The organism is Alteromonas sp. DYW1 (assembly GCF_059752595.1).
Window position 1 is genome coordinate 844,500 of record NZ_CM186038.1, and the last position, 14,316, is coordinate 858,815.

A 14,316-nucleotide genomic window follows, 5' to 3' on the forward strand; every position below is an offset into this window, starting at 1 on the left:
AGTCATCCTGCAAGTAAGTTACGAGGGGCTCAAAGGCCCCTTTTTATTTCTTGGCCTGCTCAACCATAGCACGCACATCGGCTAATAATTGTCGCGCATCGTAAACGATTCCATCTTTCACCGTATACACAATGCCTTGCGTTTGGATCGGTTGATTGGCGTTGTTCAATTGGTAATGGCCGGTGCCATACAATACTTTGAAATTATGCAATGGATTCTCTTTCACCACCACAAAATCGGCTTTTTTACCAATCGTTATAGAACCAATTTCACTTTCTAAGCCGAGTGCTTGTGCCCCATTCAAAGTAGCGGCTTGGATCACTTCTAGCGGGTGAAATCCGGCTTCTTGGAGCAGTTCCAATTCACGGACGTAAGCAAAACCATAGATTTTATAGATATAGCCAGCATCAGAACCTGTGGTGACACGGCCACCGTGGTTTTTGAAGTCATTGAGAAAGGTCATCCAACGTTGAAAGTTGTGTTTCCAATCAATCTCATTTTGCGTTGTCCAATCAAACCAATAGGAACCGTGGGCGTATCGGCTAGGGGTGAAAAAATCCCACAAGGTGGGGAGTGTATAATCCGCGTGCCACTGAGCAAATCGTTCGCGCATTAAATCGCGACTGGCTTCATAAATGGTCAATGTTGGGTTAATGGTAAAATCAAGCGCGATCAGTTCATCCCGTACCTGATCCCACTTGGCTGTGCCAGGTTTTGCGGCTTGTAACCATAATTTGCCGGCTTCAGCGAAGCGATGTTGTTCATCATTATAATTGTAATGACTGGGGTAGTCTTGTATGACTTGCTCTGTAAATAATGCTTCTGGCAGACCATACCAGTGTTCCATGGTGGTTAGCCCTAAACGTGCAGAGTCGAGGGCATTCATGCTCATCACATTCAGTTGTGCATGATGCATCATGGTGCCCAATTCCTGTTTTTGCGCTTCATCCAGTGCGGCTTGCATAATTTCTGGGCTTGCACCAAAGAACTTTACGCCTTTAGCCCCTTGCTTAGCTGCCTGCTTTATCCATGCTCTGGCCTGTTTTGGGGTTGCGATTGGTCTTTCTGCGCCCATTCCAAAGCCTAAATAAGGGATTATTCTTGGCGCAACGATGGTGTTTTCTGCGCTCCGGTTTACATGATCCATAACCCATTTAAGGCCATTGAAACTGCCGGGCTCACGCACAGTTGTGATGCCATGACCTAACCATAACTTAAATACATATTCAGCTGGAATATCGTCGGCGGAACCACCAATGTGCCCGTGCATATCGACAAACCCAGGTAGAATGTAATGACCCTGCAAGTCTATTTCTTGACCTCCTTCGGCCAGTTCAGGGCGCTGGGCAACAATTGGAACGCCTGGATGCCCAACACTTACGATATTCACAATACGATCGTTTTCGACCACGATGTCCACCGGTCCTCGAGGAGGCGCTCCTTCACCGGTAATTAAAGTGACACCACGCAGAATTAACTGTGGGTAAGGGCCATCACCTTCGGTGGCCTGCCGAGCAGGTGCTGGTGCGCCTGGTGCAGCATATGTAGTGAACGAAAAGAGGGCAAGAAAAGCGATAACGGCGATTTTCATGGTCGGATCAACTTAATAGTTTTATGAGTAGATAACCATACCATAGGAACGCAATACTGCACGATTTGCGTAGTTAATTAACGTTGCGTTGTGTTAGTCGCCGACGAGCAATCGGCAATTCTAATTATGCTTTACGTATTACCGATTGCTAGGCGCTGGCGAAAAAGTGGCTTGTGGCCTTAGCTCGCTAACTATTGATGGGGTAACCTGCAGCAGACCAAGCTTCAATACCACCTTCAAGATTAAATACAGTTAAATCGCTCTCGCTAGCTACCTTAACGCAAGCCTGGTTCCCGCGACCGCCTTTTTGGCAATAAATCACGATATTCTCTTTAACTTTAGGTAGATCTGTTGCGGAGATATTACCTAATGGTAGCAATGTGGCGCTAGGAATGTGCGCTTGGGCAAATTCGTTGGGTTCACGCACATCAATTAAGACCGCTTGCCCGTCATCTAACCATTGTTTAACTTGCTGTGCGGTAACATTTTGGATTTGCATAACTTTCTCCTATATTAGAATTTGCTAATTTTTGCAGTAGGCCAGGTACAGTGTTGTTAAGATGGCGTGCGCCTCAATGTTGGTCAACTGATAGAAAATCTTTTGACCTCTTCGCTGAGTCGAAACAATCCCAGAGTTACGCAGTTTGGCGAGGTGCTGGGATATTGCGGACTGCGACAAGGCCAGTTTTTCCTCAATTTCACCCACTGATTTCTCACCTTGCAATAGGCAACAGAGTATTTGCAATCGGTGTTGGTTTGCCAGCAACTTCAACAGTTGTTCAGCTTGCATCACGCTGTATTGCAGGGTTTCAAAATTAGGCGCTGAAAGCATCTTAAATTATTTGATTTAATATTAGTAATAGCTAATATAAGTGAGGCTAAGCATTTGCGCAAACTAATTTATTCGCTATGCTGTTGATCAGCGGGCAATAGTGCTACTTCAATCACCTGTTAAGGACAAAGAAAGGATCCCCTATGAGTAAGTCATACCTTGAAATTACGCAACGCATCTCGAAAAATATGAAGGGACTGCGTACCGATATCAGTGAAACTATGCAGGGATTTTCTGCAATGGCGAAGGCGGCGACCGCTGATGGAGTATTAGACAAGAAAACCAAGGAATTGATTGCCTTGGCCATTGGCGTTTCGACCCGTTGTGACGGATGTATCGGTTTTCATGTTAAGGCATTGGTTGAGTTAGGCGCCAGCAAAGAAGAAGTGGAAGAAACCTTAGCCATGGCGATTTATATGGGGGGTGGTCCTTCACTGATGTACGCTGCGGACGCGATGCAAGCATTCGAAGAATTCAGTCAATAATGCTGTTGTTTGTGTTGGAGTCGGTATGAAATTCAGTTTGTTTGGCAGTGCTTTATTGGTTGCAACGAGTGTAGCAGCCAATCCGCAATGGCCGACAAAACTTAATAGTGTCGCCATCGGCTCATGCGCGAAGGAGCGCGAAGCGCAACCCATTTGGGAAACGATTGGCAAGTTATCGCCCGATTTGTTTTTGTTTATCGGCGATAATCAGTATGCTGACCTTCACAGCAATGAACGTGGTCAGCTTATCGCTTATCCGGTGCGCGATCCAAAGCGCTTTACTGAGGCCTATCAAACGCTAGCTGCTAAGCCCGAATTTGCAGAGTTCCGCCGTCAGGTGCCAATCATGGCAACTTGGGACGACCATGATTACGGGAAGAACGACGGAGGTAAAGAGTACCCATTAAAATCTTTAAGCCAGCAGGCATTTCTTGATTTTTTTGGCTTTGCCAACGATGACCCGATACGCACACAAGCGGGTATTTACCATGCGCGCTTCTTTGGTGAACCTGGCGAACGTGTGCAAGTGATCATGTTAGATACGCGCTTTCATCGTGATCCATTAGTGCGCAAGACCGAGGGCAGCATGGCTGGGCGTGGGCCCTATATGCCAACAGCTGAGCAATCGTCCACATTGCTTGGTGAGGCGCAGTGGCAATGGCTGGAAGAACAGCTACAAAAGCCTGCGGAAATACGTTTATTGGTAAGCAGTATCCAAGTTGTTGCGCATGAACATGGCTGGGAAACTTGGGGAAATATGCCCCATGAGCGCGCACGTCTGTATCAATTGATCGAACGCACCAAGGCATCTGGCGTTGTGATCATTTCTGGTGACCGCCATCTCACTGAAGTGTCAGTTGATCAAGGGCAGCTCGGTGATAACCCACCGTATTCACTATGGGATTTTACCGTGAGTGGGATGACAGATGCGTATAAGCCAGTAGACGAACTCAATTCGTTTCGCGTGAGTAGCGTGCATCGCCAGTCACATTTTGGCATGTTAGACATTGACTGGCAGAAGCCGGTTGAGAACACCCGGATCACAATGCGTGCGCTGGATGTTAATGGTAATACGTTGTATAAGCAGCAAGTTGTTTTACGACATTTACGGCAGATGTCGACATCCACTGAAAAAGACTAACTCACGATACAGAAGCGGCCAGACCTGAACTAAGGCATAAGCACCACAGCCAGTCGGACGGTAAAAGGCCAATAACTCAATTTTTATAAAGTTTTCCCCCTAGTTAACCAGGGGGAAATTATGATTACTTGTCGCTATTTTTAGCGGCTTTAATCTTCTCGATTTGGTCTTTGGTTAAGCGTATGACGCTACCAGGGTATGGGCGACCTTGCGGATAGCTCCACTCTTTTGGTGTTACAGATTCTGCAAACTCTAAGAACGAACGACAGGTTTTGCGCGAAGGCACAAGACCAAGCTTGTCGGCATATGCTTGCAGATAGCGCGAATCGACATTTTCTTTTTGTAATAAGCAATACGCTTCGGTTGAGTATGTTTCTTCATGGTCATCAGCCGTAGCATTGCCAACAAAACCCAAGCCGACAATCGCGGCTAAACATGCAGTTTTTGAAAGTGTGTGTTTAAACGTCATAGTAATTCCTGTTAAGTGATGGGACTGATCCATAGCCAAGTTACAACTCCAACACACTCAGCTTACGCCAGATTTAAAATTTCTCAAGTCTTTCAAGCACGTGGCAAGCGGCGCGCAATAAATTGCATCAGAGTACGGCTGATCGTGGATTGATTTTGTTGGCTGCGTTGCTTTGCCAAGTCAAATAAACAAATATTCACCTTGCCTAAGTCTGGCAAATTTGGCTTGTTAATGATCACTAGATTATCGGGCACACTGCGTTTGGCCAGCGCGGTAATCCCCATTCCCTGACTCATTGCGGCGCTAAGACCGCTGAGATCCGCGTTGGTATAGGCTATGCGCCAAGGCACCGTTTGTTGCTTTAAACATTCAATGACGCGGCTGCGATAGACGCACCCCTCGGGCGCAAGGACTAAGGAAATAAGCCCCGGATCGGTCGTTTGACCACGTGAACTGATCCAGACGAGTTCATCCTGAACTTGATAATCAGCCTGTGCAGCGGTTTGATCATCGGTGAGCGCTAGGATCACATCAAAGGCGTCGCGTTGTTGTTCATTTAATAAATCGCGACTTAATGATGACGTGACCTCTAAGGCAACGTCAGGATATTGTGCAGAGAACTCTCCAATGATCGAAGGTAATAGTATTGAGGCAAACTCGCTCGGGATACCCAGTCGCATGCGTCCGCGCAGCGGGTCTTGCTCACTAAAATGGAAAACTTCATCATTCAACGCCAATATTTGCGACGCTTTCTGATACAGCCACTGGCCATGCGGCGTTGGCTGGTAGCGCTGCCCGACTTTGCTAAACAGTTTACTATTGAGCTGCGATTCGAGCTTCTTGATTTGTAAGCTGATCGCGGGTTGGGAACGGCCTAAAATGTCACCAGCCTTGGCAAATCCGCCTTGGTTGATAATCGTGACAAACGTCCGCAAAGCGTCCATTGAAAGCTGTTTCATGATTAGGTTATCTAATGTAATTGGGTTTATACATTTAAAATACTTATGTAATGATAAGTAATTCAAATTTGTTTGTCGAGCAGCCGCTTTCTATACTCAATGCTTACTTTAAGTAGCAACTTGGCGATAACCACTATGCAAAAGCAAACTGCTTTATATCAAGCGCACTGCGACCTTGGTGCCAAAATGGTCGACTTTTTTGGTTGGGATATGCCCATCAATTATGGCTCGCAAATTGAAGAGCATCATGCCGTTCGACAGGACGCCGGCATGTTTGATGTATCGCACATGACGATTGTTGATGTGCAAGGCGCTGAAGCGAAAGCCTATCTCCGTCATTTATTGGCGAATGATGTTGCCAAGTTAACCGTGAAAGGTAAAGCGCTGTATTCTGGCATGTTGAATGAAGCCGGTGGCGTTATTGACGACCTAATTGTCTATCATTTTGATGATACGAATTATCGCGTAGTCGTTAATTCAGCGACGCGTGAAAAAGACATGAACTGGCTGAATCAACAGGCCGAAGGTTTTTCGGTCAACATTCAGGCGCGTGACGAGTTTGCCATGATTGCGGTGCAAGGCCCGAATGCCAAACAGAAAGCGCACCAGGTGTTTTCCACGGCGCAGAAAGAAGCGGTTGAGGGTATGAAGCCATTTTTTGGCGTCCAAGCCGAAGATCTATTCATTGCGACGACCGGCTATACCGGTGAAGCGGGCTATGAAATCATCGTGAACAAAGCAGATGCCACTGCGTTGTGGCAACAATTGCTCGACGCGGGAGTGAAGCCTTGCGGCTTGGGTGCGCGTGACACGTTACGTTTAGAAGCGGGTATGAATTTGTACGGACAGGATATGGATGAGACCGTATCCCCCCTTGCAGCTAATATGGGCTGGACGATTACCTGGGAACCACAAGAGCGTAACTTTGTCGGGCGAGCAGCACTTGAGCAACAAAAAGCCGCAGGTACCGACAAGTTAGTCGGTTTAGTCATGCACGAGAAAGGTGTATTGCGCGGTGGTCAGGCCATTCGTTGTGAGGCCGGAAGCGGAGTCATAACCTCTGGCACATTTTCCCCAACCTTAGGGCATTCGATTGCGATGGCGCGGGTACCTGCAGACGTAGGTGACACAGTTGAAGTGGAAATGCGCAAAAAGTGGGTTACAGTAAAAGTGGTGAAACCCAGTTTTGTTCGCAATGGCAAAAGTGTTTTAACAGATAACTAAAATTCAATCGCAGGATCAATTATGAGCAACATTCCAAAAGAGCTTCGTTATACCGCTACTCACGAGTGGGTCCGTCCAGAAGGTGATGATGTTTTCACTGTGGGTATTACCGAACACGCCCAAGATCTGCTGGGTGACATGGTATTTGTTGAATTACCGGATGTCGGTGACCAAGTTAGCACGGGCGATGATATTGTCGTTGCCGAATCAGTAAAAGCTGCATCTGATGTTTATGCACCTATTAGTGGTGAAATCATTGCAGTCAATGAAGATCTCGAGGACTCACCAGAACTGGTTAACTCAGATCCGTTCGGCGACGGCTGGATGTTTAAAATCAAAGCCGATGACGCCAGCGAAGTTGACGCTTTGTTAGATGCCGACGGCTACGAAGCCAGCATCGACGAAGACTAAATCTGCGTTGAAACGCTACTAAAAATTCATGTGCCGCGCGGTGTCGCGGCACTTACATTCATTGCGCAACACAACTAGTACTCGATTATGTCAAATACCAATCAGACTTTGGCTCAGCTAGAGCAACCTCAGGATTTTGTAAGACGCCATATTGGACCTGGCCAGCAAGAAATTGCCCAAATGTTAGAAACCATCGGTGCCGAATCCTTGGACGATCTGATCAGTCAGACCGTACCCGCAGGGATCCGCTTGCCAGAGCCGCTAGATGTGGGCGTGGCAGAAAATGAAGTTGATGCGCTCGCCCAGTTAAAAGCGGTTGCCAATAAGAATAAGGTGTTTCGTTCCTTTATTGGTATGGGCTATACCGGCACTCACACACCCAATGTAATTTTGCGCAATGTGTTGGAAAATCCAGGTTGGTATACTGCGTATACGCCGTACCAACCGGAGATTGCGCAAGGTCGCTTAGAAGCGATCCTTAATTTCCAACAGGTCACCATCGATTTAACCGGCTTACCCTTAGCCTCGGCCTCATTACTTGACGAGGCAACCGCTGCGGCTGAAGCCATGGCGCTAGCAAAACGTGTCAGCAAAAATAAAAAATGCAATACGTTCTTCGTTGCTGATAACGTTTTCCCGCAAACCATTGATGTCGTTAAGACCCGCGCTGAAATGTTTGGCTTTGACGTAGTGACGGGTGCACCTGAGAGCGTGACCGAGCATGATGTGTTTGGTGCTCTGTTGCAATACCCGAGTTCAACGGGTGAAGTCACTGACATCAGCGACCTGATTGCTGCCGTGCAGAGCAAAAAAGGGATTGTAGCAGTGGCGGCGGATATCATGAGCTTGGTATTGCTCAAATCGCCCGGTGAAATGGGCGCTGATGTTGTATTCGGCAGTGCACAACGCTTCGGTGTCCCTATGGGTTATGGTGGCCCGCATGCCGCATTCTTCGCAACCCGTGATGAATATAAGCGTTCTTTGCCTGGTCGTATTATTGGCGTAAGTAAAGACTCGCGAGGTAACCCTGCATTGCGCATGGCACTGCAAACTCGCGAACAACATATTCGCCGCGAAAAAGCCAATTCGAATATTTGTACTGCTCAGGTTTTACTGGCTAATATCGCGTCGTTTTACGCGGTATATCACGGTCCTCAAGGGCTTAAAACCATTGCGCACCGCATCCACCGGATGGCGGATATCTTGGCGACTGGATTAAGCCAGAAAGAAGTTGGTTTGTTGCACAGTACTTGGTTTGACACTATCAGTGTAGTGGTTGAAGACCAGCAAGTTGTGCTTGAACGCGCTCGTGCCCGGGGCATGAATTTGCGCGCAGACTTAGACAATGCTGTTGGTATTACCATGGATGAGACCACCACACGCGATGATATTGCAGCTTTGTTTGATGTCTTACTGGGTGAAGGTCACGGTTTAGATATCGAGCAACTCGATGCCGAAGTGACCACCCAAGGATCAACCTCTATTCCTGCAGATTTGCATCGCCATACTGCGATCCTAACCCATGAAGTGTTTAATCAGTATCACTCTGAAACCGAGATGCTGCGTTACATTAAGAGTTTGGAAAATAAAGATTTGGCGTTGAATCACTCAATGATCTCGTTGGGCTCTTGTACCATGAAACTCAATGCGACTGCTGAGATGATCCCGATCACCTGGCCAGAGTTTGGTCAGTTGCACCCGTTTGCGCCGCTCGACCAAGCGCAAGGATACGCAGAGATGATCGCTGAACTCAGTGACTGGTTGATCAATATCACTGGATACGATGCTTTATCCATGCAGCCCAACTCCGGTGCACAGGGTGAGTACGCAGGTTTATTGGCGATCCAACGCTATCACCAAAGCCGCGGTGAAGGGCATCGTAATGTGTGTTTGATCCCAAGCTCTGCCCACGGTACCAACCCCGCTTCGGCGCAAATGGTCAGTCTTAAAGTCGTAGTGGTTAACTGTGACAAAGACGGTAACGTTGACCTCGCCGATTTACGCAAAAAGGCAGCGGAAGTGGCTGATAATCTTTCATGTGCCATGATCACCTACCCATCGACTCATGGTGTTTATGAAGAAACGGTCCGTGAAATTTGTGACATTGTGCATGAGCACGGTGGTCAGGTGTATCTGGACGGTGCGAATATGAATGCGCAAGTAGGGATCACGTCTCCTGGCTTTATTGGCGCTGATGTGTCGCATTTGAACCTGCATAAAACGTTCTGTATTCCGCATGGCGGTGGTGGCCCAGGTATGGGCCCGATTGGTGTGAAGGCCCATTTAGAGCCATTTTTACCTAACCATACCGTGATCAACATCGACAACACGGGTAGTGATAATGGTGCGGTGTCGGCAGCGCCTTGGGGGAGTGCTTCTATTCTACCTATCAGTTACATGTACATTAAGATGATGGGCGGTGAGGGTCTGAAAAAGGCGACAGAGGTTGCGATCCTTAATGCTAACTATGTAGCGAAGAAGTTAGAAGGTCATTATCCGGTGCTGTATAAAGGGCGTAATGGCCGCGTCGCGCACGAATGTATTATCGATCTGCGCCCATTGAAGGAATCATCAGGTGTGTCGGAGATGGATATCGCCAAGCGTTTGAATGACTATGGTTTCCATGCACCGACGATGAGTTTCCCTGTCGCCGGCACGCTGATGATTGAGCCTACTGAGTCAGAAGCCAAAGTAGAGCTTGATCGTTTCATCGAGGCGATGATCCACATTCGTGAGGAGATTGCCAAAGTGGAAAGTGGTGAGTGGGATGCCACCGATAACCCATTGCACAATGCGCCGCATACCTTGGCGGATATTTGCGATGCGAATTGGACCCGCAGCTACGACCGAATGCTCGCGGCATATCCAGTGCCAGCAGTGGCTAAGAATAAATTCTGGCCAAGCGTCAACCGGATTGATGACGTATACGGTGATCGCAACTTGATCTGCTCATGCCCAAGTATGGATATGTATCGCGGGGATGGTGAGTAGCTACTGAGTTTCAATCAAAAAGGAGACCTAGGTGTCTCCTTTTTTGTACGCGCAGTAAAGCATCTTCGACTAAATCCGGTTGCATGAAAATTGGGCTGTGTTTATTCTTTGCTACAAATTGAAAAGCGCTTAAATATCAACACAAGGACGTACTATGAAGTCAAAGATAGCATTAGCTGTTTTAGCTGGCCTTGCCAGTGCAGTTGTGACCGCCCAATCCACACCACCAGTAGCCCGTGATATCGTGGTTAAGGATGGTATGCGTACCGCCTACCTCGCGAATAATCAGACGCTGGCAATTACTCACAATGAACGTCAGCAATATCCTCTTGTGCAACTTGGTGAGCACGAACAACGTCGTTACATTGTTGAATTGCAAGACCCTTCGCTACTGGCGTATCAAAAAACGTTGTTGCAAGCAGCCCCGCGCGATGGGGATTTGCCCCAAGGCACTGAGCAACATAAGCCAGCGTTTAAGCGCGCTGTGAATGATTATTTTTATCAGTTAAAAGCCGAGCAGGACAATGTTTGGCAGGTTATGCAACAAGTAGCCCCCAAAGTCGCCTTGGATAAAGCATTTCAACGCGTATCGAATGCGTTGGTGGTTGTTGCCAATGACAACACCATTGCAGCAGTAAAATCGCTGCCGCAAGTCAAACGCGTAGTTGCTGAGTCCTATTATTATAAATCGCTGGCTGAGAGTGTGCCGTTAGTCGGAGCGCCAGACGTTTGGGCGATGACCGATGGAAATGCTAAAAGTTTGCAAGGTGAGGGGATAACCGTCGCGATTATCGATACTGGGATTGATTATACCCATCCGGCGCTTGGCGGATGTTTTGGCGCCGAGTGTAAAGTTACGGATGGCTATGATTTCCATTATGGCGACAGTGATCCGATGGATGTTGATGGCCATGGTACCCACGTTGCAGGTATCGTCGCGGCGAATAGCGATACCATGCAGGGTGTGGCACCACAAGCCAAACTGCATGCTTACAAAGCGTTGTCAGACCAAGGGTTCGGCTCAGACGTCAATATCATCGCTGCCATAGAGCGTGCGGTTGATCCCGATGGTGACCCGCAAACTGATGATCGGGTCGATGTGATCAATATGAGCTTAGGGGGCGGCGGTAATGCAACTGACCCATTAAGTCAGGCCACCGACGCCGCCGTGGATGCTGGCGTGATAGTGGTTGTAGCGGCCGGTAATGGTGGTAGCTACGGCGATGTTGAAAGTACCTCACCGGCCAGTGCCCGTAAGGCAATTACGGTGGCTTCCAGCACGAAAAGTGATGAACTTTCTTATTTTAGCTCAAAAGGTGAAATGCTGAGTTCTGGGGTTTTAAAGCCAGAAATTACCGCGCCGGGCAGCGATATTTTATCTGCGCTACCGAATGGTGACACCGGCAGTCTCAGTGGCACCAGTATGGCTGCACCGCATGTGGCTGGAGCCGCCGCTCTGTTAAAGCAAGCATTTCCGCAAATGTCGGCGCAAGATATTAAGAGTAAGCTAATGGCGGGGACCGTTGATTTGCAACTCGATCCGTTTGCACAAGGCACGGGCCGTATGGATATCCCCGCAGCAATAGCGGCTACGTTAATCGCCCCGCAAGGTTTATTGAGTTTTGGTAAGGTTGATAATGCGGCGACCGCGTGGAGCAACACTGCGACTCTGACGGTAGAAAACCTTTCTGATGCAGCGACTGATATCAGTATTTCGCTGCCGGATAATCTGCCAGAGGGCGTAACCTTATCCACAGAGCAGTTAGAATTAACATTGGCCGCCAATAGCACGGAGACTCTCGAATTTACCATTGAAATCGCAGACGTTGCAGCGTTGCCTGTGCCTGAAAACGGCGCAATGGTGTTGTTCGATAATTTACATCTAGCGAGCAGTGAGCACACTCTGCGCGTGCCAGTGGCGTTGGAAAAATCATTTGAAGTTGTGGTATCCCACGATACGGATAACGCCGTTTTTGCATCCTTCGTAAATAATGACGAGGGCTTTTATCGCTTTATTGATATCCCTGCTGGGCAGAGCAAATCGATAAAGGTTCCGGCAATTCCTCTGGCGGTAACGGCTGGATTTGGTTTTTTTGAAGATCCGGCGTTGCGCGACGCGGCAGGTTTACCAGCGACTGCACAATTAAATGGCTACATCGCAACCTCCTTAGATGTAACTGAAGATACTGAGCTATCTTTTTCAAGCACAGATTTAACCCAGTTCTTTGGTTATCAATCAATAGTTGATGCGAATGGCGAGCCCATTGCTGTCAGTGGCAGCGGCTCGAGTGCGAGTCTTGGTATTTATGTGAATGATTCGAGTTGGGGAACCTGGGCGCTGGGGTTTTCACACCCCGTGCTAGCGGTGAATACGCTTACCGCCTCCACGTCCAGTTATTACACCTTTAGTGCCGAAGATACTGCTGCGGGTGGTCCTGACGCAATGGATATTTATGTCATATCCATCACTGGAGAAGCCGAACAATCGGAATCTGAATTGGTTACCTTGGATTTAGCCAATGATGAGCATTTTACTATTAACATTGAACCATCTTTAGTGCCTGAGGGGATTAGCTTCAATCGCATGGCCTATGACCCAGATGGAAGCGGTCTCGGCGCTGGGGGCGTCTATACTGCGCGGGCGTTTAATTACTATAAAACGTCCGACACGGTTAAGGGCGGAATGGTTGAGCTTGGGGTTAGTGGCTTCGTTAATGAGAATGATGTTGAAGCCTGGTTCTCCACCGACCGCTTGACCACAAAACCATCGGGAGAAATGGTTAAATATATTCCGTTCACCGATCATGAAGTGGTAGTGGGTGATGGCACAACGGAGGTTGCCCGTGGCAGTACGTTCTTCACGGCAGATATATCAGCCAGTAGCAGGGAGTTGTATTTGTATTCGAGCACCACAAGCTTTGACCGTGCTTTTGTCAGCGATACGTTGCTGAATAACTACGATAATTCTGCCAATACAACGCTGCATTATTGGTGTGATGATGAGAGCACTGAACCTGAAAGCTTAAAGGCCTCATATTATGGTTCACTGACGGTTCCTGAGCTCAATTGTACAGAGACCCAACTGGTGGTCGAATTTGATAACAGCCTGTTTGGAGAGGTGTTTCGCTCGTCAATGCGGCATAACTTGCAAGACAGTGAAGATTTTTACATCACGAGTGTCGATCTAATCCGTTTAGTGCAAAACGACAAGCCAGTATTCAATCAAGCAGTCAATAAACTTAACCCTTATGTAGAAGTGCGGCTCGCTGACTATTTAGCTGAGACTATGCACATTGAGTTAAAGCTGGGCGAGCAAGACTGGGTAACATTACCGAGCGAGGTTGATGCCTCAGACTTGCAGAGTGTGAGGGCCAAGCTCCCCATGTTCCGCGGTGAAGAAGTTGCTTCGTTGCGCATTACCTATGGTTATGATGAATTTACAACCACACAAGAGCTTAATGGCTTCATGTTACTGGGTGCCGATGCGAATGGGGGTAACGATGTGGATGATGATGGGATCGAAAATGATTTGGATAATGATCATGATAATGATGGCGTCACCAACGATGTCGATGCATTCCCGTTTGATCCAACGGAAGATACCGATACTGACGGTGATGGCGTGGGCAACAATGCGGATGAAGACGACGATAATGATGGTGTCAACGATGACGCAGACGCATTCCCGCTTGATCCCACAGAGACACTGGACACAGATGGCGACGGCATTGGTAATAACGCCGATCCTGATGACGATAACGATGGGGTCAATGATAACGACGATGCATTCCCATTAGATCCTGCAGAATCGCTCGACACTGATGCCGATGGAATTGGTAACAATGCCGACGAAGACGACGATAATGACGGGGTAAATGATAGCGCAGATGCCTTCCCACTTGACCCTACAGAGACCGTGGATACCGATGGTGACGGCATTGGCAATAACGCTGACAATGATGATGATAATGATGGTGTCGTTGATGCAAACGATGCTTATCCATTAGATCCGAATCGTTCGGCATTACCGCAACCGACACCAGTTAATAGTGATAGTGGTGGTGGTACCACAACCAGCAGCGGACTTTTCGCGCTGTTGCTAATGCTGTGGTACAGAAAGCGACTGGCAGCGGTCAAAAAATAGTCCTTTAAGGTTCAGGCCAAGGCCGATGGGCCTTGGCTTGCAGCAATCATCAGATGTTAGCTGGCTGGT

The 14,316-nt window shown here is 48.0% G+C and carries 11 protein-coding genes; 6 read left to right on the forward strand and 5 right to left on the reverse strand.

The window, feature by feature from the left end; all coding sequences use genetic code 11:
* Positions 1 to 43: 43 nt before the first annotated feature.
* The 3 genes from AC121Z_RS03850 to AC121Z_RS03860 form a co-directional block, all read right to left on the reverse strand.
* Positions 44 to 1,591: an amidohydrolase family protein gene (locus AC121Z_RS03850; protein WP_498126822.1), complete on the reverse strand. Its 1,548-nt coding sequence runs from the start codon at positions 1,589 to 1,591 to the stop codon at positions 44 to 46.
* A 187-nt stretch (positions 1,592 to 1,778) separates the two neighbouring features.
* On the reverse strand, positions 1,779 to 2,090 hold the full coding sequence (locus tag AC121Z_RS03855; RefSeq protein ID WP_498126824.1) for a rhodanese-like domain-containing protein: 312 nt from the start codon (positions 2,088 to 2,090) through the stop codon (positions 1,779 to 1,781).
* A gap of 24 nt (positions 2,091 to 2,114) precedes the next feature.
* Positions 2,115 to 2,423 (reverse strand): ArsR/SmtB family transcription factor, encoded by a 309-nt coding sequence (locus AC121Z_RS03860; protein WP_498126826.1) that lies wholly within the window; start codon positions 2,421 to 2,423, stop codon positions 2,115 to 2,117.
* A gap of 143 nt (positions 2,424 to 2,566) precedes the next feature.
* Here AC121Z_RS03860 and AC121Z_RS03865 point away from each other — a divergent pair, with 143 nt between their 5' ends.
* Both AC121Z_RS03865 and AC121Z_RS03870 read left to right on the forward strand, forming a co-directional pair.
* The gene (locus AC121Z_RS03865) at positions 2,567 to 2,908 is read left to right on the forward strand and encodes a carboxymuconolactone decarboxylase family protein (protein WP_498126828.1); all 342 of its coding nucleotides are present in this window, start codon (positions 2,567 to 2,569) and stop codon (positions 2,906 to 2,908) included.
* A 25-nt stretch (positions 2,909 to 2,933) separates the two neighbouring features.
* Entirely contained in the window at positions 2,934 to 4,049 is a 1,116-nt protein-coding gene (locus tag AC121Z_RS03870; protein ID WP_498126830.1) for an alkaline phosphatase D family protein, read from the forward strand.
* A 124-nt stretch (positions 4,050 to 4,173) separates the two neighbouring features.
* Here the strand turns inward: AC121Z_RS03870 and AC121Z_RS03875 are convergent, their stop codons facing one another.
* Both AC121Z_RS03875 and AC121Z_RS03880 read right to left on the reverse strand, forming a co-directional pair.
* Entirely contained in the window at positions 4,174 to 4,518 is a 345-nt protein-coding gene (locus tag AC121Z_RS03875) for a hypothetical protein (RefSeq protein WP_498126831.1), read from the reverse strand.
* Positions 4,519 to 4,610: 92 nt separating this feature from the next.
* On the reverse strand, positions 4,611 to 5,477 hold the full coding sequence (locus AC121Z_RS03880; protein WP_498126832.1) for a LysR family transcriptional regulator: 867 nt from the start codon (positions 5,475 to 5,477) through the stop codon (positions 4,611 to 4,613).
* A gap of 135 nt (positions 5,478 to 5,612) precedes the next feature.
* Between AC121Z_RS03880 and gcvT the strand changes: the two genes are divergently transcribed.
* The 4 genes from gcvT (at position 5,613) to AC121Z_RS03900 (ending at position 14,247) form a co-directional block, all read left to right on the forward strand.
* Complete coding sequence (gcvT, locus tag AC121Z_RS03885; RefSeq protein WP_498126834.1) at positions 5,613 to 6,701, forward strand: glycine cleavage system aminomethyltransferase GcvT; 1,089 nt, start codon at positions 5,613 to 5,615, stop codon at positions 6,699 to 6,701.
* Positions 6,702 to 6,722: 21 nt separating this feature from the next.
* Positions 6,723 to 7,112 (forward strand): glycine cleavage system protein GcvH, encoded by a 390-nt coding sequence (gene gcvH, locus AC121Z_RS03890; protein ID WP_498126835.1) that lies wholly within the window; start codon positions 6,723 to 6,725, stop codon positions 7,110 to 7,112.
* An 87-nt stretch (positions 7,113 to 7,199) separates the two neighbouring features.
* Positions 7,200 to 10,103, forward strand: a complete 2,904-nt coding sequence (gene gcvP / locus AC121Z_RS03895; RefSeq protein ID WP_498126837.1) for an aminomethyl-transferring glycine dehydrogenase — start codon at positions 7,200 to 7,202, stop codon at positions 10,101 to 10,103.
* A gap of 154 nt (positions 10,104 to 10,257) precedes the next feature.
* Positions 10,258 to 14,247, forward strand: coding sequence for a S8 family peptidase (locus AC121Z_RS03900; protein ID WP_498126839.1), 3,990 nt, complete (start codon positions 10,258 to 10,260; stop codon positions 14,245 to 14,247).
* The last annotated feature ends 69 nt before the right edge of the window (positions 14,248 to 14,316 follow it).

Bases quoted from the DNA above. Each gene is read 5' to 3' on its own strand.
- AC121Z_RS03850 (WP_498126822.1), bottom strand. From the start codon at position 1,591: ATGAAAATCGCCGTTATCGCTTTTCTTGCCCTCTTTTCGTTCACTACA.
- AC121Z_RS03855 (WP_498126824.1), bottom strand. From the start codon at position 2,090: ATGCAAATCCAAAATGTTACCGCACAGCAAGTTAAACAATGGTTAGAT.
- AC121Z_RS03860 (WP_498126826.1), bottom strand. From the start codon at position 2,423: ATGCTTTCAGCGCCTAATTTTGAAACCCTGCAATACAGCGTGATGCAA.
- AC121Z_RS03865 (WP_498126828.1), top strand. From the start codon at position 2,567: ATGAGTAAGTCATACCTTGAAATTACGCAACGCATCTCGAAAAATATG.
- AC121Z_RS03870 (WP_498126830.1), top strand. From the start codon at position 2,934: ATGAAATTCAGTTTGTTTGGCAGTGCTTTATTGGTTGCAACGAGTGTA.
- AC121Z_RS03875 (WP_498126831.1), bottom strand. From the start codon at position 4,518: ATGACGTTTAAACACACACTTTCAAAAACTGCATGTTTAGCCGCGATT.
- AC121Z_RS03880 (WP_498126832.1), bottom strand. From the start codon at position 5,477: ATGAAACAGCTTTCAATGGACGCTTTGCGGACGTTTGTCACGATTATC.
- gcvT (WP_498126834.1), top strand. From the start codon at position 5,613: ATGCAAAAGCAAACTGCTTTATATCAAGCGCACTGCGACCTTGGTGCC.
- gcvH (WP_498126835.1), top strand. From the start codon at position 6,723: ATGAGCAACATTCCAAAAGAGCTTCGTTATACCGCTACTCACGAGTGG.
- gcvP (WP_498126837.1), top strand. From the start codon at position 7,200: ATGTCAAATACCAATCAGACTTTGGCTCAGCTAGAGCAACCTCAGGAT.
- AC121Z_RS03900 (WP_498126839.1), top strand. From the start codon at position 10,258: ATGAAGTCAAAGATAGCATTAGCTGTTTTAGCTGGCCTTGCCAGTGCA.